Source organism: Pseudomonas sp. B21-035, from assembly GCF_024748945.1.
GTDB lineage: Bacteria > Pseudomonadota > Gammaproteobacteria > Pseudomonadales > Pseudomonadaceae > Aquipseudomonas.
Genome location: NZ_CP087179.1, coordinates 831,125 through 854,474 on the forward strand (window position 1 = coordinate 831,125; position 23,350 = coordinate 854,474).

Genomic DNA, 23,350 nt, shown 5'->3' on the forward strand with positions numbered 1-23,350 from the left:
AAATCGCTTTTGGCCTTACCCGAAGCTTTCGATAATGGCGGCGTGCAGAGCTATCTGTGCATTGTCCTAGCAGATCGAGGAGCTTTACGTGAATGAACTCATAGCCGTTGCCCTGTTTACCGTGCTGGCGGTGATCAGCCCGGGCGCCGACTTTGCCATGGTGACCCGCAGCAGCTACGCCTTTGGCCGCCGCGCCGGCCTGGCGGCGGCAATGGGCATCGCCCTGGGGGTGCAGGTGCATGTGCTGTACACGGTGCTGGGCATCGCGGTGATCATCAGCCAGAGCCCGGCGCTGTTTTTGGCGATGAAGGTGCTGGGGGCGGGGTACCTGATTTACCTGGGTTACAAGTCGCTGACCAACACTACGCGGATTTCCCTGGATGGCACCAGCGCCAGTCAGCTCGGCGTGCTGGCGGCATTTCGTTCGGGCTTTCTGACCAACGCCCTGAACCCCAAGACCATGCTCTTTGTGGTCAGTGCCTATACCCAGGTGGTGCAGCCGGGCAGTTCGCTGGCGGTCAACTTCGGCTATGGCGCGTTCATGTCGCTCGCCCACTGGTTGTGGTTCAGCCTGGTGGCGGTGTTTTTCTCAAGCGTGGTGTTGCGCCGGGCCATGCTCGAGCGCCAGCGTCTGGTTGACCGGGTGATTGGTGTGGCCTTGATCGGCTTGGGGCTGGCGGTAGTGTTCGCCAATGTGCGCTAAGCGGGCAGGGTAAAAATCGCAGGCAAGAAAAAAGGGCTTACCTTGCGGTAAGCCCTTTTTAGTACTTGGTGGCTACACAGGGACTTGAACCCCGGACCCCAGCATTATGAATGCTATGCTCTAACCAACTGAGCTATGTAGCCAAGTGGCGCGCATTATTCGCCTGAAACGGATTTGTGTCAACACTCTTTTTCAAAAAAATTAACGCGCGATCAACCGCTTAGCCGTAAACCGGCTCAGAAGTCGTATTTGAACGTGGTCATCAGGTTACGCGGCGCCCCGTAGTTGCCGTACGACGACGCCATCGAGTAGTACTCGCGGTCGAAGACGTTGTTGAGGTTGACCGTGGCGCTGAGGTTTTCGCTGATGTTGTAGCGCGCCATCAGGTTGACCAGCGCGTAGCTGCCCTGGTCGAAGCTGTGCAGGTCGGTGCCGACCTTGCTTTGCCAGTTGACCCCGCCACCCACGGTGACTTTGTCGAGCATGCCCGGCAGGCGGTAGCTGGTGAAGGTCTTGAGGCTGTGGCGCGGATACACGGTGGCAATGCGCTCATCCTGGTTGTCGGTGGTCAGGGTGTAGGTGTAGCCCGCCGACGCCTGCCAGCCTTCGGCCAGCTCGCCATTGAGCTCCATTTCCAGGCCTTTGGAGGTGGTGTCCTGCTTGGCGTCGTAGACGTTGTCGTGCACCCAGATCGCCAGGTTGTCCTGTTCGAGCTTGAACAGCGCCAGGCTGGAGTTCAGCTTGCCGTCGAAATGGCTGCCCTTGACGCCCAGCTCGTAGCCGACGCCTTGCATCGGGTCGAGCGGCTTGTTGTTCTCGTCGGTGACCCAGGAGGCTTGCGGGTTGAAGATTTTGGTGTAGCTGGCGTACAGCGCCCAGGTTTCATCAAGGTCGTAGACCACCCCGGCATAAGGGATGAACACACCGGTCTCTTTACGGTTGACCTCGGTCTTCTCACCGCCGTACGGGCGGTCCTCGGTGTCACGCTTCCAGTCGATGACCCGGCTGCCGAGAATCAGGTTGAGGTCGTCGGTCAGGTGCAGGCGCGAGGTGAGGTAGGCGGCATACTGGGTTTCTTCCATTGACGATTTGCCACTGATGCTCCAGTCCGGCTTGGGCTGCTTGCCGTCCCAGTCGAAGATGTTCTCCACCGACGCACCTGGCGTTGCGTTGTAGTCGTAGCGCCAGCCGCCCCAGCTCGGTACGTTTTCGTTGTACTTGGACAGGGTTACGCCGCCGATCAGTTCGTGTTCGCGGCCGAACAGGCTGAACGGGCCGGTCAGGTACAGGTCCAGGTTGTCCTGGCGCGGGGTGCCGGAAAAGCGCACCGGCAACTGGCTCAGGCCGCTGCCGTCGGGCTGCAGCTCGCCCATGAGAAAGCCGAACACTTCGTCGAACTTGTTTTCGGAATGGCTGTACTCGATCTTGCCGCTCCAGCCGTTGCCCAGTTGCTGCTCCACCGAGGCGAAATAGCTGGTCTGTTCGTGGTCGTTGTACGACCAGTCCGGAGCCATGTTGATCGAGCGCTTGAGATTGCTGCGCTCACCCGTGCTGAAGCGGGTTGGCAGGCCGGTGCGCAGCGGCGAGTCGACGTCGGTGCGCTGGTAGCTGAAGCCCATGGTCAGCAGGGTATCTTCGCTCAGGTCGAACTCGGTGATGCCATACAGCAGCTGGCTCTCCAGCTTGTAACGGTCGACCCAGGCGCCTTCAGTCTTGTAGTCGGCAACCAGGCGGCCGCGCACATTGCCGCTTTCGGTCAGCGGCCCGGAAACATCGAAGCCGGTGCCATAGCGGTCCCAGGTGCCGGCCGAGCCGGTGACGCTGGCCTGGCCCTCGGCGGTCGGACGCTTGCGGATCAGGTTGATGGTCGCCGACGGGTTGCCCATGCCGCTGATCAGGCCGCTGGCGCCGCGGACGATCTCGATGCGGTCGTACATCGCCATGCTCTGGGTGTAGTTGTCCATCCGCGTGACGGTCGGCACGCCGTCGATCTCGTAGTTCTGGATGACGAAGCCGCGCGAGTAGTAGCTGTCGGTCTCGGCGCCCAGGCCGTCGCGCACGACGATCACCCCGGGGGTCGCTTCGAGGGCATCGCTGAGATTGGTCAGGCGCTGGTCATCCAGGCGCTGGCGAGTCATGACGGTCAGCGACTGCGGGGTTTCCTGGGGTGTCAGGTTCAAGCGCGTCGAGCTGCTGGACGAGTAGGTGGTGTAAAGCCCGGTGCCTTCGGTGGTCGAGCCCGGTGCCTTGCCGGAAATGCTCATGGCATCCAGTTGCAGGGCGCTGCCCAGTTCCATCGGTAAATCGATGACAAAGCTGCTGGCGTTGGGTTGGCTCAGGCGTGCGCTGCTGCCGGCAGTCAGGGCCTGCAGTGCCTGGGTCGGGCTCATGCGGCCCTTGACCCCCGGCGACGAGCGCCCGGCCAGCTGGTTGGCGTCGTAGATCACCTGCAGCCCGCTTTGGGCGCTGAACTGGTCCAGGGCATCGGCCAAGGCTTGCGCGGGGATGTTGAAATCTAGCGCCTGGGCCTGGGTCTGGGCAGACTCGGCGGCCTGCAGCGGCAGGCCCAGGGTTGTGGAAAACAGGCTGGCGGCAAGGATGGCGCGGGCCAGTGGCTGACGGCTGAATCCGAAATCGCGTGGGTACTGCATGTGTCCTCCCCCAGAGAATACAAACGATAATGCTTCTTATGTGGAGGTGTGACGCAGCAGCAAAGACAATTACCGAATGCCTGGGAAATATATTTTCACCGGCTTAGCGGACGATGATCCATTGCCCGGCCAGGTTGCTCACGTTGAGGTTCTGAGTGCGCGCCAGGGCATCGATGGCAGTGGCGGCCTGGTCGAGGTTAAAGCTGCCACTGACCGGGCGCCGGCCGACCTGTTCATCGATGTACAGCAGGCGGCTGCCCTGGTACTCGGCAAGCTGTTCGAGCACCCGGCGCAAGGGCACCTCACGCACCCGCAACTGCCCCTCGCGCCAGGCCAGCAGGCGTTCGGCATCGACCTTCTCGACCTGGTCCAGGCGGCTGGCGCTGAGCGTCACACGTTCACCAGGGGCGAGCATGCGTTTGTCGCCGGCGCTGCTGACCTCGACCTTGCCTTTGAGCAGCACCACTTCATCGTGATCGCGGCCGCGGCTGACCGAGAAGCGCGTACCCAGCACCTGTACCTGGGCCTCGTCGACATCGACCACGAAGGGCCGGCCATCGTGGGTCACTTCAATGAACATCTGCCCTTGCACCAGGCGCAGCGTGCGCACCGGCCCGCGCAGGTCGATATCGACGGCGCTGGCGCTGTCGAGGGTCAGCCGTGAGCCATCGGCCAGCTGGATCTGCCGGCGTTCGCCAACCGCGGTGGCGACATCGCTGTTCAAGCGCTGCAGCAATGGCAACTGCAACATCACCAGGCCGCTGATCAGCAGGATGCTCGCCGCCACCGCCCAGCCCCCCCAGGAGCGTGGGGCCGTACCCCGTTTGACCTTGTGCAGGCGACGCGCGGGCATCTCCAGTTGTTGCCAGAACAGCTCGACCTCGGCAAAGGTGCGGGCATTCTCGGGGTCCAGGCGCCAGCGTTCAAAGGCCTGGCGTTCCTCCCGCGGAACATCGTGGGCGCGCAGCCGGGTAAACCAGTCCAGGGCTTGCTGTTCGCGGTCGCCAGGCTCGTTCGGATGGGCAGAATTTGGCGATGGGTTCATGGCTGGTCAGTCTTGTTTCGGTTATGCAGGGCAGCCGCGGCGCAATGGCTCAGGGCTTTGTTCAAATGACGCTCGACCGCACGAGGGTCGAGTCCCAGGCGCGCGCCGATGTCCTTGTAGCTCAATTGCTCGACCCGGGCGAGTAAAAATACCTCGCGGGTCGGCGAGGGCAGGCCGTCGATCAGGCGTTCAAGATGGTCAAGGGTATTTCCGGCCACGGCACTGCGCTCGGGTGAGGTTTCGTTGAGCAGATGCTCCAGCGCCTGCTCGTCATTGACCCCACGTACCTGGCTGCGCCGAGCATGGTCGATGCTCAGGTTGTTGGCGATGCGGTACAAAAAGGCCCGCAGGTTGCCAACCTCGCCCCGCTCGCTGTGCATCAGCCGCACAAAGGCATCCTGGAGCAGGTCGCGGGCGGTTTCCTGGCAGCGCACGCGGCGGGTCAGGAAGGCCAGCAGTTCACTGCGGTGATGCTGATAGAGCAGCGACAAGCTGCGGTTGTCCTGGTCGTCGGACATGGCGTATGCGGGCCTCGAATAGGCAGGCAGTGGAGTCTGTAAAAACGCAGCCGATGCTAACGTTATTGAGAATTATTAACAAGTACGTCAAAAGCACGTTGGTCGAAAAGAATAGTGCGCTTGCTAACGATTTCTGGATAATTGGATCCCGCCCCCCGGATGGAAGCTTTTGTCATGGCTGTGAGCACTGCCTCGTCAACGTCACCCGCCAGCACCGCAACTGCCCAGAGCAGCCCGCTGGTGATGCGTATCATCGCCGCCTGTGCCCTGGCGCACCTGATCAACGACCTGATCCAGGCCGTGCTGCCGTCGATCTATCCGCTGCTCAAGGCCAACTACGGCCTGACCTTTACCCAGATCGGGCTGATCACCCTGACCTTCCAGATCACTGCGTCGCTGCTGCAGCCCTGGGTCGGCTTTTACACCGACCGCAAGCCGATGCCGAACCTGTTGCCGCTGGGCACCCTGTGCACCCTGGTGGGGATCGTCATGCTTGCGTATGTCGGCAGTTTCCCGATGATTCTGCTGGCGGCGGCGCTGGTGGGTATCGGTTCGTCGACCTTCCACCCGGAAACCTCGCGTATCGCCCGGCTGGCCTCCGGTGGGCGCTTTGGCCTGGCGCAGTCGACCTTCCAGGTCGGCGGCAACGCCGGCTCCGCTTTCGGCCCGTTACTGGCGGCGGCGATCATCATTCCCTTCGGCCAGGGCAATGTGGCCTGGTTCGGCCTGTTCGCGGTCTGCGCCGTGCTGGTCACCTACGGCCTGAGCCGCTGGTACAAGGAACACCTCAACCTGTTCAAGGCCAAGCAGGGCCAGCGCGCCACCCATGGCCTTTCCCGCCAGCGGGTGATCGGCGCCCTGGTGGTGCTGGGGCTGCTGGTGTTTTCCAAGTACTTCTACATGTCCAGCCTCACCAGCTACTTCACCTTCTACCTGATCGAGAAGTTCGACCTGTCGGTGGCCAGCTCGCAGCTGTACCTGTTCCTGTTCCTCGGCGCGGTAGCGGCCGGGACCTTCTTTGGCGGCCCGATCGGTGACCGCATCGGGCGCAAGGCGGTGATCTGGTTCTCGATCCTCGGCGTTGCGCCGTTCACCCTGATGCTGCCTTATGCCGACCTGTTCTGGACCAGCGTGCTCAGCGTGATCATCGGCTTCATTCTCGCCTCGGCATTCTCGGCCATCGTCGTCTACGCCCAGGAGCTGGTGCCGGGTAACGTCGGCATGATCGCCGGGATCTTCTTCGGCCTGATGTTCGGTTTTGGCGGCATCGGCGCGGCGGCGCTGGGTTATCTGGCCGACCTCAAGGGCATCGAGTACGTCTACAGCCTGTGCTCGTTCCTGCCGCTGTTCGGCCTGCTGGCGATCCTGCTGCCGTCCACCGGCAAGCGCTGAAGGCTCAAGGACGGGCTATTGACGGGTGGCACGGGTTCTCCTAGAGTGCCGCCCATCCTTTACGGTGTAACCGACGTATGAGCCGCTTCAGCCACACATTCGCGCATCGCCAGCCGGTCGTCCTGACCCGCTGCTGCGACTGGCCGAGCGATACCGTCCTCAAGCGTCGGCGCAGTGTGCTGTTCGCCTTTACCTTCTCGCCTCACCGCCCCACCTCCTGACCTGGCAGCTGCATGCCCGGCGTTCTGCCGTGGCTGGCGCGCCTGTATGCAAATCTTATTACGGTCATGTATGCGCCTGCGCAGGTGCGATGTGGTGCTTTGCGCCGGTGAGTTCGGAGTGGTGATGAATACGCGTTTGTTGCTGGGCTTGTTGTTTGCGGTTTCGGTAGTCGGTTTCAGCCTCGGGGCGAGTTTGCCATTGGTGTCGCTGCGTTTGCTCGACGCAGGTGCCAGTACCTTGCAGATCGGTATCGTCTCGGCCATTCCGGCGGCGGGGATGATGCTCTCGGCGTTCATGGTCGATGCCTGCTGCCGGCACCTGACCCGGCGCACCATCTACCTGCTGTGTTTCGGCCTGTGCACCTTGAGCATCGGCCTGCTCGAATGGGGCTTCTCCTCGCTCTACCTGCTTGCCCTGTTGCGCCTGGCGCTGGGGATCGGCATGGGCATTGCCATCATTCTCGGCGAGTCGTGGGTCAACGAGCTGAGCCCGGAACACAACCGCGGCAAGATCATGGCCCTGTACGCCACCGCCTTTACCGGCTTCCAGATGCTCGGCCCGGCGATGCTGGCGCTGCTCGGCGCGCAGAGCACCTGGGTGACCACGGTGGTGACAGGTTGCTATGGCCTGGCGCTGCTGTGCATCGTGCTGACGGTGCCCAATGACCACGTCGAGCATGGCGAGGAGGGCGGCAAGAGCTTTTCCCTGGCGGGCTTTTTCCGCGTGGCGCCGGCCTTGTGCATGGGCGTGCTGTTCTTCTCGTTCTTCGACGCGGTGATCCTTTCGCTGCTGCCGGTGTATGCCACCAACCATGCCTACGCCGTGGGCGTAGCAGCGTTGATGGTGACGGTGATTCTTACCGGCGACATGCTCTTCCAGTTGCCGATCGGCTGGTTGGCCGACCGCTGCGAGCGCACCACCGTACACCTGGTGTGCGGTGTGGTGGCGATGCTGATCGGCCTGGCGCTGCCATGGCTGATCGGTATGCAATGGCTGCTGTGGCCGGCCTTGGTGGTGCTCGGCGCGGTGGCTGGCGGGGTCTACACCCTGGCGCTGGTGCTGATCGGCCAGCAGTTCAAGGGCCAGGACCTGGTCACTGCCAACGCCAGCGTCGGCCTGCTCTGGGGCGTCGGCAGCCTGCTCGGGCCGCTGCTCAGTGGTGCGGCCATGGACGTCGCTCCCCATGGCCTGCCGATGGCGCTGACGGCCATGGCCGCGCTGTTCGTGGTATTCGCCCGCAGCGCCCGGCGCCGGGCCTTCCGCGCCCAGCGTGCCGGGCAGGGCGCTGCCTAGCACGCTTGGCGCTTCAGAAGCGCTCTGGCACCATGCGCGAGGTGTAGCGGGTGCTTTTGTAGCGGCCGATCTTGCCGCGCTTAGGCAGCTCGATCTTCTGTTTGTGGGTGATGTCCTCGTAGGGCACCTGCTTGAGAAAGTGGCTGATGATGTTCAGGCGCACCCGCCGCTTGTCTTCGGAAACCGCCACATACCAGGGGGCCCAGGAGGTGTCGGAGGCGGCGAACATGTCATCCCGTGCGCGGGTGTAGTCGTCCCAACGGGTGAAGGACTTGAGGTCCATCGGCGTCAGCTTCCAGATCTTGCGGCCATCGGTGATGCGCTCCTTAAGGCGCCGCTCCTGCTCTTGAGGGCTGACTTCCAGCCAGTACTTGACCAGCACGATGCCGGACTCGACCAGCATCTTCTCGAACGATGGCACCACTGACAGGAACTTGCTGGACTGCTCTTCGGTACAAAAGCCCATCACCCGCTCGACGCCGGCGCGGTTGTACCAGCTGCGGTCGAAGATCACCACTTCGCCGGCCGAGGGCATGTGCTGTATGTAGCGCTGGGCGTACATCTGGCTTTTTTCCCGTTCGGTCGGTGCTGGCAGCGCCACCACGCGAAACACCCGCGGGCTGACGCGCTCGGTGATGGCCTTGATGGTGCCGCCCTTGCCGGCGCCGTCGCGGCCTTCGAAGACAATACAGACCTTCAAACCCTTGGCCACCACCCACTGCTGCAACTTGACCAGCTCGATGTGCAGGGCCTTGAGGGCTTGCTCGTATTCTTTACGGGGGAGGCGTTCGCTGCTGTCTTGCTTTTCCTTTTTCTTAGCCATGCGCCGATACCTGATCTGTGGACAAGAGCCGTTTGAATGCGGCTTTGAGTATAGATCCAGGTATTGGCCCGCGTTTGCTCATGGCGCAGGCAAAGAAAAACCCCTTGAGGCATGACCTCAAGGGGTTTCGGGCTGCTGGCAGCGGGTCAGACGTTGAAGCGGAAGTGCATCACGTCACCGTCCTTGACGATGTAGTCCTTGCCTTCCAGACGCCATTTACCGGCTTCTTTCGCGCCGCTTTCACCCTTGTACTGGATGAAGTCGTCGTAGGCGACCACTTCGGCACGGATGAAGCCTTTCTCGAAGTCGGTGTGGATCACGCCGGCCGCCTGCGGGGCGGTGGCGCCGACGCGCACGGTCCAGGCGCGGACTTCCTGCACGCCGGCAGTGAAGTAGGTCTGCAGGTTGAGCAGCGAGTAACCGGCGCGGATCACGCGGTTCAGGCCTGGCTCTTCGAGGCCCAGGGCTTCGAGGAACATGTCCTTCTCTTCACCGTCGTCGAGCTCGGCGATCTCGGCTTCGATCTTGTTGCACACCGGCACCACGATCGCACCTTCTTCTTCGGCAATGGCCTTGACCACGTCCAGGTGCGGGTTGTTGTCGAAACCGTCTTCGGCAACGTTGGCGATGTACATCACAGGCTTGCTGGTCAGCAGGTGGAAGCCGCGGATCAGGGCCTTCTCGTCGTCTGCCATGTTCTTCATCAGGCTGCGCGCAGGCTTGCCTTCGGTGAAGTGCGGGATCAGTTTTTCGAGGATGGCTTTCTGCGCCAGGGCGTCCTTGTCACCACCCTTGGCGTTGCGCGCAACCTTCTGCAGTTGCTTCTCGCAGCTGTCGAGGTCGGCGAAGATCAGTTCCAGGTCGATGATCTCGATGTCGCGCTTGGGGTTGACGCTGTTGGAGACGTGAATCACGTTCTCGTCTTCGAAGCAGCGCACCACGTGGGCGATGGCGTCGGTCTCGCGGATGTTGGCGAGGAACTTGTTGCCCAGGCCTTCACCTTTCGAGGCACCGGCAACCAGGCCGGCGATGTCGACGAATTCCATGGTGGTCGGCAGCACGCGGTTCGGCTTGACGATGGCCGCCAGCGCGTCCAGGCGTGCATCGGGCATCGGCACGATGCCGCTGTTCGGCTCGATGGTGCAGAACGGGAAGTTCTCGGCGGCGATGCCGGATTTGGTCAGGGCGTTGAACAGGGTGGACTTGCCGACGTTGGGCAGGCCGACGATGCCGCAATTGAAACCCATGGTGAATCCCTCTTCGTGGAGTCAGGCCTTTTGGCTGTGCAGCTCTCTCATCGCACGCGTCCAGTCGCCGGCGAGGATGTCCGGCAGCACGCCGAGGGCAAAATCGATACTGGCGTCCAGCTTCTCCTGCTCGGCGCGTGGCGCCTTGCCGAGGACGAAACCGGAGACCCTGCTGCTGTCACCCGGGTGGCCGATGCCAAGCCGCAGACGGTGAAAGTCATTCTGGTTGCCGAGCTGGGCGATGATGTCGCGCAGCCCGTTGTGCCCGCCATGGCCGCCGCCCTTTTTGAGCTTGGCGACGCCGGGAGGCAGGTCGAGTTCGTCGTGGGCCACCAGGATGGCATCTGGCGGGATGCGGAAAAAGTTCGCCAGTGCAGCAACGGCCTGGCCGCTGCGGTTCATGTAGGTGGTCGGGATCAGCAGACGAACGTCGTTGCCCTGATGGCTGAATTTAGCCGTCAGGCCGAAATACTTGCGGTCAGCGGTCAGGTTGACGCGCTGGGCGCTGGCAATGCGTTCTACGAAAAGAGCCCCTGCGTTATGCCGGGTCTGTTCGTATTCGGGGCCGGGGTTTCCCAGGCCGACGATCAGTTGGATGGCGGTCACGTCAGGGGCTCTTCCTTGGAGTTGTGGGTTACAGTGCGGGGCACTGTAACCCGGTCAACGCCGGCGTGCTGAGTAGATTACTCGGCAGCGCCTTCTGCAGCTTCAGGCGCTACACGCGGAGCGTGAACGTTGGCAACAGCCAGGTCGTTACCGTGAGCCAGAGCGACGAACTCGACGCCTTTCGGAGCTTTGAGGTCCGACAGGTGGATGATCGCGCCGACTTCGGCGTTGGCCAGGTCGACTTCGATGAACTCAGGCAGGTCTTTGGCTTCGCAGGAAACTTCGATCTCGTTGACAACGTGGGAGATCTCGCCGCCTTTCTTGACCGGAGCTTCTTCGTTGACGAAGTGCACAGGTACTTTGGCGGTCAGTTTCTGGCCAGCAACAACGCGGACGAAGTCAGCGTGCAGGATGAACTGCTTGGCTGGGTGACGCTGCATCGCTTTGACAACGACGTTTTCTTTCTTGCCGTCGATGTTCAGCTCGATAACGTGGCTGTAGGCAGCTTCGTTTTCGAACAGTTTGGCGATTTCCTTGGCCACGATGGTCAGGGATTGAGCTTCTTTGTCACCACCGTAAACAACGGCAGGGATCTGGGCGGCGAGACGACGCAGGCGGCGGCTCGCACCTTTCCCCAGGTCGGTACGCGCTTGGGCGTTCAGAGTGAAATCAGTCATTTTGTATCTCCAAAATAGCCATCTCCCGCAGGCGTTTGCGACCAGCGCCAAACGGGGTGGGCAAAAAAGCCCCGCCCCAACAACAGGTGTTGGGGCGGGGCGCTTTTCGTCAACGAGAGGTTCGCGAGGGAAAACCCTCAGCGGAACATCGCGCTGATCGATTCTTCATTGCTGATGCGGCGAACCGCCTCGGCAACAACCGGTGCAATATCCAGTTGACGGATACGGTCACAGGCTTGTGCTGCAGCGGACAGCGGGATGGTGTTGGTCACCACCAGTGCGTCCAGCACGGAGTTCTCGATATTCTCGATCGCCCGACCCGAGAGGACAGGGTGCGTGCAGTAGGCGTAAACCTTGGCAGCGCCGTGTTCTTTCAGGGCCTTGGCCGCGTGGCACAGGGTGCCGGCGGTGTCGACCATGTCGTCGACGAGAATACAGGTACGTCCTTCGACGTCGCCGATGATATGCATCACTTCGGAGTGATTGGCCTTTTCACGGCGTTTGTCGATGATACCCAGATCGACACCCAGGGACTTGGCAACAGCACGTGCACGCACGACGCCGCCGATGTCCGGTGACACGATCATGAGGTTCTCGAAACGCTGGTCTTCGATGTCATCCACCAGAACGGGGGAGCCGTAGATGTTATCTACCGGAATATCGAAGAAACCCTGGATCTGGTCAGCGTGCAGGTCGACAGTGAGAACACGGTCGATACCGACGACGGTGAGCATGTCAGCGACGACTTTGGCGCTGATAGCAACACGCGCCGAACGCGGACGGCGATCCTGGCGGGCATATCCGAAGTAAGGAATCACGGCAGTGATTCGGGAAGCTGAGGAGCGGCGGAAGGCATCGGCCATCACTACCAGTTCCATCAGGTTATCGTTGGTTGGCGCGCAAGTCGGCTGAATGATGAAAACGTCCTTACCACGAACATTTTCATTAATCTCAGTGCTGATTTCGCCGTCGGAGAATTTGCCGACAGAAACATCACCCAGTGGGATATGCAGCTGACGTACGACACGCCGAGCCAGATCGGGGTTAGCGTTCCCCGTAAAGACCATCATCTTGGACACGCGCAGTACCTGAAGGCTGAGGGTATACCTGGATGAGTATAAGGAAAATGGCAGGGGCGGCTGGATTCGAACCAACGCATGGCAGGATCAAAACCTGCTGCCTTACCGCTTGGCGACGCCCCTGTATCTGTTGCTGCGAGCACCTGGTGCTCGATTCCTAGAGCAGACTCTGCAGCGTGCGATGCAACATCGAAACGTTGCTTCCCTTAGCTACAAACCCTGTTTGGGTCTCTGCAAGAAGGGCCAAAACTTTATCAGCTTCAGCTTTGTTTGGGAAGGCCCCAAACACACAACTTCCAGTTCCGGTAAGCCGAGCCTCAGTGAATTCGTTTAACAAATTCAATGAATTGCGTACCTCTGGGTAACGCTGCTCTACCACCGGTTGGCAGTCATTTCGACTGTTTCCCTTGGGAACGGGGCGCATCTTAAGGGGCAAGGAATCACGTGTCAACAGCGGATCTGAAAAAATTTCTGCTGTGCTAACAAATACTTGCGGGACCAGCACGACATACCAGGGCTCTTCGGGGTCGACCGGGGTCAGCTTCTCGCCCACGCCCTCGGCGAACGCCGCATGGCCGCGGACGAAAACCGGCACGTCGGCGCCCAGGCTCAGGCCCAGTTCAGCCAGCTGGTCTTCGCTCAAGCCCAGTTGCCATAAATGGTTGAGGCCGAGCAGGGTAGTGGCGGCGTCGGAGCTGCCGCCGCCAATGCCGCCGCCCATGGGCAGGATTTTTTTCAGCCAGATATCCACGCCCTTGTCGCAGCCGGTCAGGGCCTTGAGCTTGCGCGCGGCCTTGACGATCAGGTTGCTTTCATGGGGGACGTTGTCGATCTCGCTGTGCAGGCGCACTTCACCGTCTTCGCGCAGGGCGAAAGACAGCTCGTCGGCATGCTCGAGAAACTGGAACAGGGTTTCCAGCTCATGGTAGCCATCGGCGCGGCGGCCAAGAATGTGCAGCATCAGGTTGAGCTTGGCCGGGGCCGGCAGGGTCAGGGTTGCAGTGTTCATTGATCAGTGGCCCAGTTGCCGTGGTTGCCAGTCTTTGACCACCAGGGTCACGTCGAGGTTTTGCCCGTGCAGCTTGATCCGCTCGGGCAGCCAGTAGCCGTTCTGTTCGGCGTAGCTCAGGTATTGCACGTCCCAGCCGTCCTGCTTGAGGCTGGCCAGGCGGCTGTCGCCGTCGAGGGTCAGCTGGCTCTTGCTGTCGGGGGCGGGCAGGCCGCGAATCCACCAGACCAGGTGCGACACCGGCAGCTCCCAGCCCAGTTGTTCGGCCAGCAGGGCTTCCGGGCTTTGCGCCTCGAAGCGGCCCTGGTTGGCGACCTCGAGGGTGACGCCGCCGGGGCGCCCGGTCAGGCGTGCAGCGCCGCGGCCGAGCGGGCCGGACAGGCGGATGTCGTAGTAGTCCTGGCGCTGCAGCCAGAACAGCGTGCCGCTGCCGGAGTCTTTCGGCGCGCGGATGCCGACCTTGCCGTTGATCTGCCAGCCATCGAGGGTGCTCAGCTGTTGCTTGTGCTCGCGCCACAGCTGGGGGTTGCCTTCGCCCCGCAGGGCCTCACGGGAGCCGAAGCCGGCACAACCGGCAAGCAGGGCAATCAGGCAGAAGGTGATGCAGTGGCGCAAAAACATAGGCTTATAGAGTCTCGGATCCGGTCAGGCGCAGGACGGTCTTGCGCAGGATAGGGCTGTCGGGCTGGGCTTCGAAACCTTTGGCCCAGACCTGGCGGGCTTCGCGGCGCTTGCCGTTGGCCCAGAGCACTTCACCCAGGTGGGCAGCGACTTCGTGATCGGGGAAACGCTCGATGGCCTGGCGCAGCAGGCGCTCGGCTTCGTCGAGGTTGCCCATGCGGTAGTTGACCCAGCCGAGGCTGTCGAGCACCGCCGGATCGTCCGGGGTGATCTGGTGCGCCTTGTCGATCAGGGTCTTGGCTTCGGCATAACGGCTGGTGCGGTCAGCCAGGGTGTAGCCCAGGGCGTTGAGGGCCATGGCGTTTTCCGGCTCGCGGCTGATGATGCTGCGCAGGTCTTTTTCCATCTGCGCCAGGTCGTTGCGCTTTTCCGCAAGCATGGCCCGGGTGTACAGCAGGTTGAGGTCGTCCGGGTACTGCTTGATCGCTTGCTGCAGCACCTGCTCGGCCTGGGCGTCCTTGTCGTTGTTGCCCAGGGCTTCGGCTTCGATCAGGTACAGCTGGATCGCGTAGTCGGGCTGGGCTTCGCGGGCTGCGGCCAGGCGCCGCGAGGCCTCGGCGCTGCGGCCGTTGGCAATGAGGATGTCGGCCTGGCGCAGTTGCGCTGGCAGATAGTCGTTGCCGGGGCCGACCAGGGCGTACTCGTTGAGGGCGCTTTCGGGGTCGTTGCGTTCTTCATGGATGCGCCCCAGGTTCAGGTGCGCGGCATCGACATGGCTGTCGCGGGCGATCAGCTCTTCGAGGTAGCCGGCGCCTTCGTCCCAGTCCTTGGTTTCCAGGCTGACCAGGGCCAGCGAGTAACGCAGTTCATCGTCGTCCGGGTATTGCTGGACCAGGCTGACAAACTCGGCCTTGGCATCGGCCAGGCGATCCTGCTCGACCAGCATGCGCGCGTAGGTCAGGCGCAGGCGTTTGTCGTCCGGGTACTGGCGAATGGTTTTCTGCAGCAGCGGCAGGGCCTCTTTGCCGCGGTCCAGGCCTTGCAGCAGGCGCGCGCGCAGCAGCACCGGGGCAATCTCGCCGGCTTCGGGCGGGTGTTCTTCGAGCAGGTCGAGGGCCGCCTGGGCCTTGCCATCCTGTTGCAGCAGCAGGGCCTTGCCGAACACCAGCTGACCGTTGTCAGGATACTTCACCAACAGACGATCGAAACTGTTTTGCAGGCCGGCGCGGGTGTCCGGGTCGGTTTCCAGTGCCGACAGGGCGAGGAAGTCGAAGTGGGTGTCGCCCTGGCCCTGAAGGACCTTTTCCATGTAGACCATGGACTCGTCATAGCGACCGCTGCGAGCCAGCTGGATGGCGGCGGCGCGCTGGGAGTCGAGGTTGCCGGGGTCGTTTTTCGCCCAGATCAGCGAGGTGTCGAGCGCGGCCTGGTCGGCGCCCAGGTATTCGGCGATGCGGTAGGCGCGTTCGGAAATACCCGGGTCCTGAGTCTTGATTGCCTGGCTGACGTAATTGTCCAGGGCGATATCGAAACGATCGCGCTGGCCGGCAAGTTCTGCGGTCAGCAGGCTGTACACGGTGTCCTGGCTGAACGATCCGTAGACGGTGGGCTTGGCCGGTTGCACCGGGGCGGCATCTGCAGGCGCCTTGGCATCCGGGGAATCCGGAGCCAGGGTCTGGCAGCCCTGGAGCAAGGCAAGGGCAAGGAGCAACGCGTAGGATCTATTCATAATCGGGATTTGGGCGGCTTACCAGCGGTCGGATCATCATGACACAAGCGCCGGGGCAAACCCATAAGCGAAGGTCTCGGTAGGGGTAGACTATAGAGACAATAGCGAGCGGTGGTTGTTCTGCGCTCTGCGAAGTAGGACAATTATCGGCTTCTCGTCACAATCAGCGACCTTGCATGGCCTTTCTTGCCCTCGGTATCAACCATAAGACTGCCTCGGTAGACGTACGCGAGCGCGTGGCGTTTACCCCTGAGCAGCTGGTGGACGCCTTGCAGCAGCTCTGCCGACTGACCGCCAGCCGCGAAGCCGCGATCCTTTCGACCTGCAACCGCAGCGAGCTTTATATAGAGCAGGACCACCTGGCTGCGGAGAGCATCCTGCGCTGGCTGGCCGAATATCATCAACTGAGCCTGGATGAACTGCGCGCCAGCGCCTACATCCATGAAGATCACGATGCCGTGCGGCACATGATGCGGGTGGCCTCCGGGCTCGACTCGCTGGTGCTGGGCGAGCCGCAGATCCTCGGCCAGATGAAGTCGGCCTATGCCGTGGCGCGCGAAGCCGGAACCATCGGCCCGCTGCTCGGGCGGCTGTTCCAGGCAACCTTCAGCGCTGCCAAGCAGGTGCGCACCGATACCGCCATCGGCGAAAACCCGGTGTCGGTGGCCTTTGCCGCCGTGAGCCTGGCCAAGCAGATCTTCAGCGACCTGGGCCGCAGCCAGGCGCTACTGATCGGCGCCGGTGAAACCATCACCCTGGTCGCCCGCCATCTGCACGAGCAGGGCGTGCGGCGCATCGTCGTCGCCAACCGCACCCTGGAGCGTGCCAGCACCCTGGCCGAGCAGTTCGGCGCCCATGCGGTGCTGCTGGCCGACATTCCCCAGGAGCTGGTCAACAGCGATATCGTCATCAGCTCCACCGCCAGCCAGTTGCCGATCCTCGGCAAGGGTGCGGTGGAAAGCGCCCTGAAGCAGCGCCGGCACAAGCCGATCTTCATGGTCGACATCGCCGTGCCGCGCGATATCGAGCCACAGGTGGGCGAGCTCGATGACGTTTACCTGTACACCGTCGATGACCTGCACGAAGTGGTCGCCGAGAACCTCAAGAGCCGCCAGGGTGCTGCCCAGGCCGCTGAAGAGCTGGTCTCGGTGGGCGCCGAAGATTTCATGCTGCGCCTGCGCGAGTTGGCCGCGGTGGATGTACTCAAGGCTTACCGTCAGCAGAGCGAGCGCCTGCGCGACGAAGAGCTGCAAAAGGCCCAGCGCCTGCTGGCCAATGGCGCCAGTGCCGATGAGGTGCTGGTGCAACTGGCCCGTGGCCTGACCAACAAGCTGTTGCATGCGCCCAGCGTGCAACTGAAAAAGCTCTCTGCCGAAGGCCGCCTCGATGCGCTGGCCATGGCCCAGGAACTCTTTGCCCTCTCCGAGGGTTCGACGGATAAAACCCCGCAATGAAAGCGTCGCTGCTGAATAAACTGGACACGCTCCAGGACCGTTTCGAGGAACTGACCGCCCTGCTGGGCGATGCCGAGGTCATTTGCGACCAGACGCGCTTTCGCGCCTATTCCCGTGAATACGCTGAAGTCGAGCCGGTCGCCGTCGCCTACGCCCAGTGGCGCAAGGTCCAGGATGATCTGGCCGGCGCCCAGGCGCTGCTCAAGGACAGCGACCCGGACCTGCGCGAAATGGCCGTGGAAGAAGTGCGCGAAGCCAAGGAGCAACTGGCGCAGCTGGAAAACCAGCTGCAGCGCATGTTGCTGCCCAAGGACCCCAACGACGGGCGCAACGTGTTCCTGGAAATCCGCGCCGGTACCGGTGGTGACGAGGCGGCGATCTTTTCCGGCGACCTGTTCCGCATGTATTCGCGCTATGCCGAAAAGCGCGGCTGGCGCCTGGAAATTCTCTCGGAGAACGAGGGCGAACACGGCGGCTACAAGGAAATCATTGCCCGGGTCGAAGGCGACAGCGTCTACGGCAAGTTGAAATTCGAGTCCGGTGCCCACCGCGTCCAGCGTGTACCCGAGACCGAATCCCAGGGCCGCATTCACACCTCGGCCTGCACCGTGGCGGTGCTGCCGGAGCCGGACGAGCAGGTGGCGATCGAGATCAACCCGGCGGACCTGCGTGTCGACACCTACCGTGCCTCCGGTGCCGGTGGTCAGCACATCAACAAGACTGACTCGGCAATCCGCATCACCCACTTGCCCACCGGCATTGTCGTCGAGTGCCAGGAAGAACGTTCCCAGCACAAGAACCGTGCCCGGGCGATGTCCTGGCTGTCGGCCAAGCTCAACGACATCCAGACCAGCGCGGCGCAGAATGCCATGGCCAGCGAGCGCAAGCTGCTGGTCGGCTCGGGTGACCGTTCCGAACGAATTCGTACCTACAACTATCCACAGGGGCGGGTGACCGATCACCGCATCAACCTGACCCTGTATTCCCTGGATGACGTTCTGGCCGGTGGGGTCGACGCGGTAATCGAGCCGTTGCTGGCCGAGTACCAGGCGGATCAACTGGCGGCACTGGGTGAGTAAATGACGATTATTGCCAGCTTGCTCCGCGGTGCGGAGCTGCCGGATTCGCCGACCGCGCGTCTGGATATCGAACTGCTGTTGGCGGCGGCCATCGGCAAGTCGCGCAGCTACCTGCACACCTGGCCGGAGCGGATTGTCAGCAGCGAAGCGGCGTTGACCTTTGCCGACTTCCTGCAGCGCCGCCGCGCCGGTGAGCCGGTGGCCTACATTCTGGGTCAGCAGGGGTTCTGGAACCTCGACCTGGAAGTGGCCCCGCATACCTTGATCCCGCGTCCGGAAACCGAGCTGCTGGTGGAAACCGCCCTGCAGTTGCTGCCGGGTAGTGCGGTCAAGCTGCTCGACCTGGGCACCGGCACCGGGGCGATTGCCCTGGCCCTGGCCAGTGAGCGCCCGTTGTGGCAGGTCACCGCGGTCGACCGCGTGCTCGAAGCCGTGGCCCTGGCCGAGCGCAACCGCCAGCGCCTGCAACTGAACAACGTCAACGTGCGCAGCAGCCACTGGTTCGATGCCCTGGCCGGCGAGCGCTTTGACCTGATCATCAGCAACCCGCCGTACATTGCCGCCGCCGACCCGCACCTGGTGGCCGGTGACGTGCGCTTTGAGCCCAGCAGCGCGCTGGTCTCCGGCGAAGACGGCCTGGACGACCTGCGCTGCATCGTCAGCCAGGCGCCGGCGCACCTGCTGCCGGCTGGCTGGCTGCTGCTCGAACACGGTTACGACCAGGCCGCCGCCGTGCGCGAGCTGCTGGCCAGGCATGATTTCGAGCAGATCGAAAGCCGCCTCGACCTCAACGGCCACGAGCGCATCACCCTGGGGCGGCTGTCGTGCTGAGCGACCAGGAGCTGTTGCGCTACAGCCGGCAGATCCTCCTGGCGCAGGTGGATATCGACGGTCAGCTGCGGCTGAAAAACAGCAAGGCGCTGATCGTCGGCCTCGGCGGTCTCGGCTCGCCAGTGGCGCTGTACCTGGCGGCCGCCGGGGTTGGCGAATTGCACCTGGCCGACTTCGATACGGTGGATGTCACCAACCTGCAGCGCCAGGTCTTGCACGACAGTGCGTCGGTAGGCCTGAGCAAGGTTGATTCGGCGCTTGCCCGGCTCACCGCGATCAACCCGCAAATCACCCTCAAAGCGCATCGCCGCGCGCTGGATGAGGACTCCCTGGCTGAAGCGGTCAAGGCCGTGGACCTGGTGCTCGATTGCTCGGACAACTTCACTACCCGCGAAGCGGTCAATGCTGCCTGCGTCGCCCACGGCAAACCGCTGGTCAGCGGCGCGGCGATTCGCCTGGAAGGGCAGTTGTCGGTGTTCGACCCGCGTAACCCGCTAAGCCCCTGCTACCACTGCCTGTACGGGCACGGCAGCGAAGCCGAACTGACCTGCAGCGAAGCCGGCGTGTTGGGCCCGCTGGTGGGGCTGGTTGGCAGCCTGCAAGCACTTGAGGCGCTGAAGCTGCTGGCCGGTTTCGGCGAGCCGCTGGTGGGGCGCTTGCTGTTGATCGACGCCCTTGGCAGCCGCTTCCGTGAGCTGCGGGTCAAGCGCGACCCGGGCTGCAGCGTGTGTGGCGAGCATCATGGCTGACGCTGCGGCGGCGCCGGTCGGCGTTTTCGATTCCGGAGTCGGCGGCCTGTCGGTACTGGCCGAGATCCAGCGCCTGCTGCCCGACGAGTCGCTGCTGTACGTCGGCGACTGCGGCTACATCCCCTATGGCGAGAAGTCGCCGGCGTTCATCCGCCAGCGCTGTCGCATGGTCGCCGAGTTCTTCCGCGAGCAAGGCGCCAAGGCCATGGTCCTGGCTTGCAACACCGCCACCGTGGCGGCGGTGGCAGATTTACGCGAACAGTATCCGCACTGGCCGATCGTCGGGATGGAGCCTGCGGTCAAACCCGCCGCTGCCGCGACCCGCAGCGGTGTGGTCGGCGTGCTGGCCACCACCGGCACCCTGCAAAGCGCCAAGTTCGTTGCCTTGCTCGATCGCTTTGCCAACGACATTCGCGTGATCACCCAGCCTTGCCCGGGCCTGGTGGAGTGCATCGAGGCTGGCGACCTGAGTAGCCCGGTGGTGCGTGAGATGCTCCAGGGGTATGTAAAGCCCTTGCTCGACGCCGGCTGCGATACCCTGATCCTGGGCTGCACCCATTACCCCTTCCTCAAGCCTCTGCTGGCGCAAATGATCCCCGCCTCGGTGGCGATCATCGATACCGGCGCCGCCGTTGCCCGGCAATTGCAGCGCCTGTTGGGCGAGGGTGAATTGCTGGCTGCAGGACCGGCGCGCGATGCGCAATTCTGGACCAGTGCCAGCCCTGAACATTTGCGAAAGATCCTTCCAATGTTGTGGAATAAATCTGACAGTGTGCGAAGCTTTCCAATGTAAAAAAAGTGTGAAAAGCACTCAACATTGACTGAACTAACGCAACGCTGCCGATTTCTATTTATTGTCTGGTGAGACAGAAAAACCAACAACAGCATTAGGAAAAAGGACGTTTCTCATGAAGAAACTGCTTTGCTTGGCTGCTCTTGCAGCCGTTACCCTGGGGCAATCTTTCACAACTCAAGCAGCGGACGTGTCGTTCTCGGTCGGGCAGACCGGCGACTCGACCATGACCTATCGCCTCGGCCTGCAATCGAACTGGGATGTCAGTTGGTGGCAAACCAGCGTAGGCCGTATCACCGGCTATTGGGACGGTGCCTACACCTATTGGGATGGCGACGAGAAGTCGAGTAACCACAGCCTGTCGTTTGCGCCGGTGTTCGTTTACGAGTTCGCCGGTGAGTCGGTCAAACCCTATATCGAAGCCGGTATTGGTGTGGCCGCATTCTCCAGTACCGAAGTTGAAAGCAACAAACTCGGCTCTTCGTTCCAGTTCGAAGATCGCATCGGCTTTGGTTTGCGCTTTGCCGGCGGGCATGAAGTCGGCGTGCGGGCGATCCACTACTCCAACGCCGGGCTGCAAACGCCCAACGATGGGGTAGAAAGTTACGCGTTGCACTACCGCATGCCGCTCTGACCTGAAAGAGCACAGCCCTGTGTTTTACACAGGGCTTGCAGGTAGTTCGGGCAGTGGCCAGAGGCTGTTGAGGTTGAGGGCTTCGAGCAGTAGCTCGGGGGCGCGCTCTGGCAAACGCTGGATGATCACATCGGCAGCAGTTTCCGGCGTCCATTGTTCAGGTCGGACCTGAACCGCCAGCAGTGGCGTTTTCAACGCCTGCGGTGCGACCACGGTCAAGGCGATGCCTTTGCTCTCGAGCTTCTGACGCTCAGCGCGAAACACTTGTGTCAGGTTGTTGTCCGGGGTTGCCGGCTGGCTGGGCTCGTAGAGTTGCAGCGCCGAATAGCGGCTGAGCACAGCCAGCACCTGTGGCGCCTGGCCTTTTTCCAGCAGCGGCACTGCCACGTTCAAGCAATGAACCGAAGCGCTCAGGTTGCTGCTGGCGATGGCTTCGAAAATGGCCGTCGGCGGCAGGCCAGGGTCCAGGTAATCGCAGGTGCCGGCATTCACCAGCAGGCAATCGAGGGCGCCCCAGTGGGCCTGGAGTTGCTGGCCTGCGTGTGCGGCCTGCGTGCCATCATCGAGATTGCCGTCAAGCAAAAGCAACTGCTCGGGGTTGAGCTGCGAAAGGCCCTTGAGCTCGGGCGAAGGACGTCCGCTGGCAGCGACTTTCCAGCCCTGCTCAAGCAGTTGTTGCACCAGCGCCAGGCCCAGGCCGCTGCTTGCGCCGGTGACCCACACCTTGCGCGCGATGGGTTCGCTCACATGACTGCCCTCTCTTCCTGCCGCGTGGGTAAATTCCTGAATGCATTCAACGCACGTTGGCGACTGCTACCGAGGTCCACAATAGGCTGTGGATAATGATTAGTAGCAAAAAGATCGCCAGCTGGCACTGGATTGTGGATTTTTTTTTCATCCAGGTCGGCAAGCTCAGGCAGCCATTGCCGAATGAAATGCCCTGCGCTATCGAAACGCTGAGACTGGCTCACAGGGTTGAAAATGCGGAAATAGGGCGCTGCGTCGGTGCCGGTCGAAGCACTCCACTGCCAGCCGCCGTTGTTGGCGGCCAGGTCGCCATCAATCAGGTGGCGCATGAAAAAGCGCTCGCCCTCGCGCCAGTCGATCAGCAGGTTCTTGGTCAGGAACATGGCAACGATCATGCGCAGGCGGTTGTGCATCCAGCCGGTGGCAAGCAATTGGCGCATGGCCGCATCGATGATCGGGATGCCGGTCTGTCCTTGCTGCCAGGCCTTGAGTTCCTCCGGTGCATGGCGCCAGGGCAGGGCCTCGGTTTCCGGGCGGAAGGCACGGTGCATCGAGACCCGTGGATAGCCCACCAGGATGTGTTTGTAGAACTCGCGCCAGAGCAGCTCGTTGATCCAGGTCACCAGGCCGCGGTTGCCACTGTCGAACTCGCCGAAGTTGTGGTTCAGCGCGGCATGCAGGCACTGACGCGGCGATATCACCCCGGCGGCCAGATAGGCTGACAGCTGGCTGGTGCCGGCGACGGCGGGGAGGTCGCGCTGATTCTGGTAGTCCTCGGCGCATTCGTCGATAAAGCGTTGCAGACGCTGCTGTGCTTCTTCTTCACCGGCAGGCCAGAGCTCGCGCAAGGCCTGCGCAGGGTGTGGGAAACCGGCTACCTCAACGGGAACCGGATCGCTGGCAACAGCCGTCGGCGCTTGCGCCCTGATTGGGTTGACCAAGGGTGGCACGCCCAGGTGCAGGCGTTCGTAACAAACTTTGCGAAACTGGCTGAAGACCTGAAAGTAGCTGGCGCTGCGGGTCAGGATGCTGCCTGGGCGGAACAGTAACTGGTCAAGATAGCCGTGCGCGGCAATACCGTGCTCGCCCAGGGCAGCCTGCACCGCCTGGTCGCGGGCGCTTTCATTAACGCCATATTCCTCGTTGAAGTGCAGCGCCTGCACCTGATGCTCCTGGCACAGCTGCAGCAAGACCTGCGGTGCCTGCTGCCAGGTGTCGGCGTAGCGGATCAGCAGGGGGATGTTCAACTGCGCCAGTGCCGCACGCAGGCTTTGCAGATTGCGCAACCAGAAGTCGACCTTGCACGGCGCATCGTCATGGGCCTGCCACTGCCCAGGGCTGAGCAGCCATACTGCCAGGGTCGGGCCGCGTTCGCAGGCTGCTGCCAGTGCAGTGTTGTCAATTACGCGCAGGTCGCTGCGCAGCCAGATCAGTTGCATGCTGTTTGG

At 62.4% G+C, this 23,350-nt stretch carries 22 protein-coding genes and 2 tRNA genes; 9 read left to right on the plus strand and 15 right to left on the minus strand.

All coding sequences use genetic code 11. The annotated features are described in order from the left end of the window. The first annotated feature begins 88 nt into the window (after positions 1-88). On the plus strand, positions 89-703 hold the full coding sequence (locus LOY22_RS03675) for a LysE family translocator (protein ID WP_045195958.1): 615 nt from the start codon (positions 89-91) through the stop codon (positions 701-703). Positions 704-769: 66 nt separating this feature from the next. Here the strand turns inward: LOY22_RS03675 and LOY22_RS03680 are convergent. The 4 genes from LOY22_RS03680 to LOY22_RS03695 form a co-directional block, all read right to left on the minus strand. Further along, positions 770-846 (minus strand) — tRNA-Met (locus LOY22_RS03680). 93 nt (positions 847-939) lie between these two features. Next, positions 940-3,354 (minus strand): TonB-dependent siderophore receptor, encoded by a 2,415-nt coding sequence (locus LOY22_RS03685; protein WP_258596383.1) that lies wholly within the window; start codon positions 3,352-3,354, stop codon positions 940-942. Between the two features lie 103 nt (positions 3,355-3,457). After that, positions 3,458-4,399, minus strand: a complete 942-nt coding sequence (locus tag LOY22_RS03690) for a FecR family protein (protein WP_258596385.1) — start codon at positions 4,397-4,399, stop codon at positions 3,458-3,460. Next, positions 4,396-4,917, minus strand: a complete 522-nt coding sequence (locus tag LOY22_RS03695; protein ID WP_258596386.1) for an RNA polymerase sigma factor — start codon at positions 4,915-4,917, stop codon at positions 4,396-4,398. Before LOY22_RS03695 ends, LOY22_RS03690 begins: the two co-directional genes overlap by 4 nt. A gap of 174 nt (positions 4,918-5,091) precedes the next feature. Between LOY22_RS03695 and LOY22_RS03700 the strand changes: the two genes are divergently transcribed. Both LOY22_RS03700 and LOY22_RS03705 read left to right on the plus strand, forming a co-directional pair. Continuing rightward, positions 5,092-6,309 (plus strand): MFS transporter, encoded by a 1,218-nt coding sequence (locus tag LOY22_RS03700; RefSeq protein ID WP_258596387.1) that lies wholly within the window; start codon positions 5,092-5,094, stop codon positions 6,307-6,309. 345 nt (positions 6,310-6,654) lie between these two features. Then, positions 6,655-7,824 (plus strand): MFS transporter, encoded by a 1,170-nt coding sequence (locus tag LOY22_RS03705; protein ID WP_093387925.1) that lies wholly within the window; start codon positions 6,655-6,657, stop codon positions 7,822-7,824. A gap of 13 nt (positions 7,825-7,837) precedes the next feature. Here LOY22_RS03705 and ppk2 read toward each other — a convergent pair whose 3' ends face one another. The 9 genes from ppk2 to LOY22_RS03750 form a co-directional block, all read right to left on the minus strand. After that, entirely contained in the window at positions 7,838-8,647 is an 810-nt protein-coding gene (ppk2, locus tag LOY22_RS03710) for a polyphosphate kinase 2 (protein ID WP_045195966.1), read from the minus strand. Between the two features lie 146 nt (positions 8,648-8,793). Continuing rightward, complete coding sequence (ychF, locus tag LOY22_RS03715; RefSeq protein WP_045195968.1) at positions 8,794-9,894, minus strand: redox-regulated ATPase YchF; 1,101 nt, start codon at positions 9,892-9,894, stop codon at positions 8,794-8,796. 21 nt (positions 9,895-9,915) lie between these two features. Beyond that, positions 9,916-10,500: an aminoacyl-tRNA hydrolase gene (gene pth / locus LOY22_RS03720; protein ID WP_038997179.1), complete on the minus strand. Its 585-nt coding sequence runs from the start codon at positions 10,498-10,500 to the stop codon at positions 9,916-9,918. Between the two features lie 77 nt (positions 10,501-10,577). Continuing rightward, complete coding sequence (locus tag LOY22_RS03725; RefSeq protein ID WP_045195970.1) at positions 10,578-11,177, minus strand: 50S ribosomal protein L25/general stress protein Ctc; 600 nt, start codon at positions 11,175-11,177, stop codon at positions 10,578-10,580. A 137-nt stretch (positions 11,178-11,314) separates the two neighbouring features. Next, positions 11,315-12,256: a ribose-phosphate pyrophosphokinase gene (locus tag LOY22_RS03730; RefSeq protein ID WP_010225730.1), complete on the minus strand. Its 942-nt coding sequence runs from the start codon at positions 12,254-12,256 to the stop codon at positions 11,315-11,317. 48 nt (positions 12,257-12,304) lie between these two features. Beyond that, positions 12,305-12,379 (minus strand) — tRNA-Gln (locus tag LOY22_RS03735). 34 nt (positions 12,380-12,413) lie between these two features. Further along, on the minus strand, positions 12,414-13,265 hold the full coding sequence (ispE, locus tag LOY22_RS03740) for a 4-(cytidine 5'-diphospho)-2-C-methyl-D-erythritol kinase (RefSeq protein WP_195885661.1): 852 nt from the start codon (positions 13,263-13,265) through the stop codon (positions 12,414-12,416). 3 nt (positions 13,266-13,268) lie between these two features. After that, the gene (lolB, locus tag LOY22_RS03745) at positions 13,269-13,886 is read right to left on the minus strand and encodes a lipoprotein insertase outer membrane protein LolB (RefSeq protein ID WP_045195974.1); all 618 of its coding nucleotides are present in this window, start codon (positions 13,884-13,886) and stop codon (positions 13,269-13,271) included. A 4-nt stretch (positions 13,887-13,890) separates the two neighbouring features. Then, entirely contained in the window at positions 13,891-15,615 is a 1,725-nt protein-coding gene (locus LOY22_RS03750) for a tetratricopeptide repeat protein (RefSeq protein WP_045195976.1), read from the minus strand. A 176-nt stretch (positions 15,616-15,791) separates the two neighbouring features. Here LOY22_RS03750 and hemA point away from each other — a divergent pair, with 176 nt between their 5' ends. The 6 genes from hemA (at position 15,792) to LOY22_RS03780 (ending at position 21,155) form a co-directional block, all read left to right on the plus strand. Continuing rightward, the gene (hemA, locus tag LOY22_RS03755; RefSeq protein ID WP_045195978.1) at positions 15,792-17,069 is read left to right on the plus strand and encodes a glutamyl-tRNA reductase; all 1,278 of its coding nucleotides are present in this window, start codon (positions 15,792-15,794) and stop codon (positions 17,067-17,069) included. Then, positions 17,066-18,148: a peptide chain release factor 1 gene (prfA, locus tag LOY22_RS03760; RefSeq protein ID WP_045195980.1), complete on the plus strand. Its 1,083-nt coding sequence runs from the start codon at positions 17,066-17,068 to the stop codon at positions 18,146-18,148. Before hemA ends, prfA begins: the two co-directional genes overlap by 4 nt. After that, entirely contained in the window at positions 18,149-18,979 is an 831-nt protein-coding gene (gene prmC / locus LOY22_RS03765; protein ID WP_258596393.1) for a peptide chain release factor N(5)-glutamine methyltransferase, read from the plus strand. Next, a complete protein-coding gene (locus LOY22_RS03770) occupies positions 18,973-19,728 on the plus strand; it encodes a molybdopterin-synthase adenylyltransferase MoeB (protein ID WP_093387931.1) in 756 nt (251 codons plus the stop codon). The genes prmC and LOY22_RS03770 overlap by 7 nt, the downstream gene beginning before the upstream one ends. After that, the gene (gene murI / locus LOY22_RS03775) at positions 19,721-20,521 is read left to right on the plus strand and encodes a glutamate racemase (RefSeq protein ID WP_045195986.1); all 801 of its coding nucleotides are present in this window, start codon (positions 19,721-19,723) and stop codon (positions 20,519-20,521) included. Before LOY22_RS03770 ends, murI begins: the two co-directional genes overlap by 8 nt. Positions 20,522-20,636: 115 nt before the next feature. Next, the gene (locus tag LOY22_RS03780; RefSeq protein WP_093387937.1) at positions 20,637-21,155 is read left to right on the plus strand and encodes an acyloxyacyl hydrolase; all 519 of its coding nucleotides are present in this window, start codon (positions 20,637-20,639) and stop codon (positions 21,153-21,155) included. A gap of 24 nt (positions 21,156-21,179) precedes the next feature. On the opposite strand, the gene LOY22_RS03785 is transcribed toward LOY22_RS03780, so the two are convergent. Together LOY22_RS03785 and phrB are read right to left on the minus strand one after the other, a co-directional pair. Further along, positions 21,180-21,902, minus strand: coding sequence for an SDR family oxidoreductase (locus LOY22_RS03785; RefSeq protein WP_045195990.1), 723 nt, complete (start codon positions 21,900-21,902; stop codon positions 21,180-21,182). Beyond that, positions 21,899-23,341, minus strand: a complete 1,443-nt coding sequence (gene phrB / locus LOY22_RS03790; RefSeq protein ID WP_213602457.1) for a deoxyribodipyrimidine photo-lyase — start codon at positions 23,339-23,341, stop codon at positions 21,899-21,901. The genes LOY22_RS03785 and phrB overlap by 4 nt, the downstream gene beginning before the upstream one ends. Positions 23,342-23,350: the final 9 nt, after the last annotated feature.

What these genes read in the sequence shown, in the direction of transcription:
- LOY22_RS03685 (WP_258596383.1), bottom strand. Translation starts at nt 3,354, where the DNA reads ATGCAGTACCCACGCGATTTCGGATTCAGCCGTCAGCCACTGGCCCGC.
- LOY22_RS03690 (WP_258596385.1), bottom strand. Translation starts at nt 4,399, where the DNA reads ATGAACCCATCGCCAAATTCTGCCCATCCGAACGAGCCTGGCGACCGC.
- LOY22_RS03695 (WP_258596386.1), bottom strand. Translation starts at nt 4,917, where the DNA reads ATGTCCGACGACCAGGACAACCGCAGCTTGTCGCTGCTCTATCAGCAT.
- LOY22_RS03700 (WP_258596387.1), top strand. Translation starts at nt 5,092, where the DNA reads ATGGCTGTGAGCACTGCCTCGTCAACGTCACCCGCCAGCACCGCAACT.
- LOY22_RS03705 (WP_093387925.1), top strand. Translation starts at nt 6,655, where the DNA reads ATGAATACGCGTTTGTTGCTGGGCTTGTTGTTTGCGGTTTCGGTAGTC.
- ppk2 (WP_045195966.1), bottom strand. Translation starts at nt 8,647, where the DNA reads ATGGCTAAGAAAAAGGAAAAGCAAGACAGCAGCGAACGCCTCCCCCGT.
- ychF (WP_045195968.1), bottom strand. Translation starts at nt 9,894, where the DNA reads ATGGGTTTCAATTGCGGCATCGTCGGCCTGCCCAACGTCGGCAAGTCC.
- LOY22_RS03725 (WP_045195970.1), bottom strand. Translation starts at nt 11,177, where the DNA reads ATGACTGATTTCACTCTGAACGCCCAAGCGCGTACCGACCTGGGGAAA.
- ispE (WP_195885661.1), bottom strand. Translation starts at nt 13,265, where the DNA reads ATGAACACTGCAACCCTGACCCTGCCGGCCCCGGCCAAGCTCAACCTG.
- lolB (WP_045195974.1), bottom strand. Translation starts at nt 13,886, where the DNA reads ATGTTTTTGCGCCACTGCATCACCTTCTGCCTGATTGCCCTGCTTGCC.
- LOY22_RS03750 (WP_045195976.1), bottom strand. Translation starts at nt 15,615, where the DNA reads ATGAATAGATCCTACGCGTTGCTCCTTGCCCTTGCCTTGCTCCAGGGC.
- hemA (WP_045195978.1), top strand. Translation starts at nt 15,792, where the DNA reads ATGGCCTTTCTTGCCCTCGGTATCAACCATAAGACTGCCTCGGTAGAC.
- prfA (WP_045195980.1), top strand. Translation starts at nt 17,066, where the DNA reads ATGAAAGCGTCGCTGCTGAATAAACTGGACACGCTCCAGGACCGTTTC.
- prmC (WP_258596393.1), top strand. Translation starts at nt 18,149, where the DNA reads ATGACGATTATTGCCAGCTTGCTCCGCGGTGCGGAGCTGCCGGATTCG.
- murI (WP_045195986.1), top strand. Translation starts at nt 19,721, where the DNA reads ATGGCTGACGCTGCGGCGGCGCCGGTCGGCGTTTTCGATTCCGGAGTC.
- LOY22_RS03780 (WP_093387937.1), top strand. Translation starts at nt 20,637, where the DNA reads ATGAAGAAACTGCTTTGCTTGGCTGCTCTTGCAGCCGTTACCCTGGGG.
- phrB (WP_213602457.1), bottom strand. Translation starts at nt 23,341, where the DNA reads ATGCAACTGATCTGGCTGCGCAGCGACCTGCGCGTAATTGACAACACT.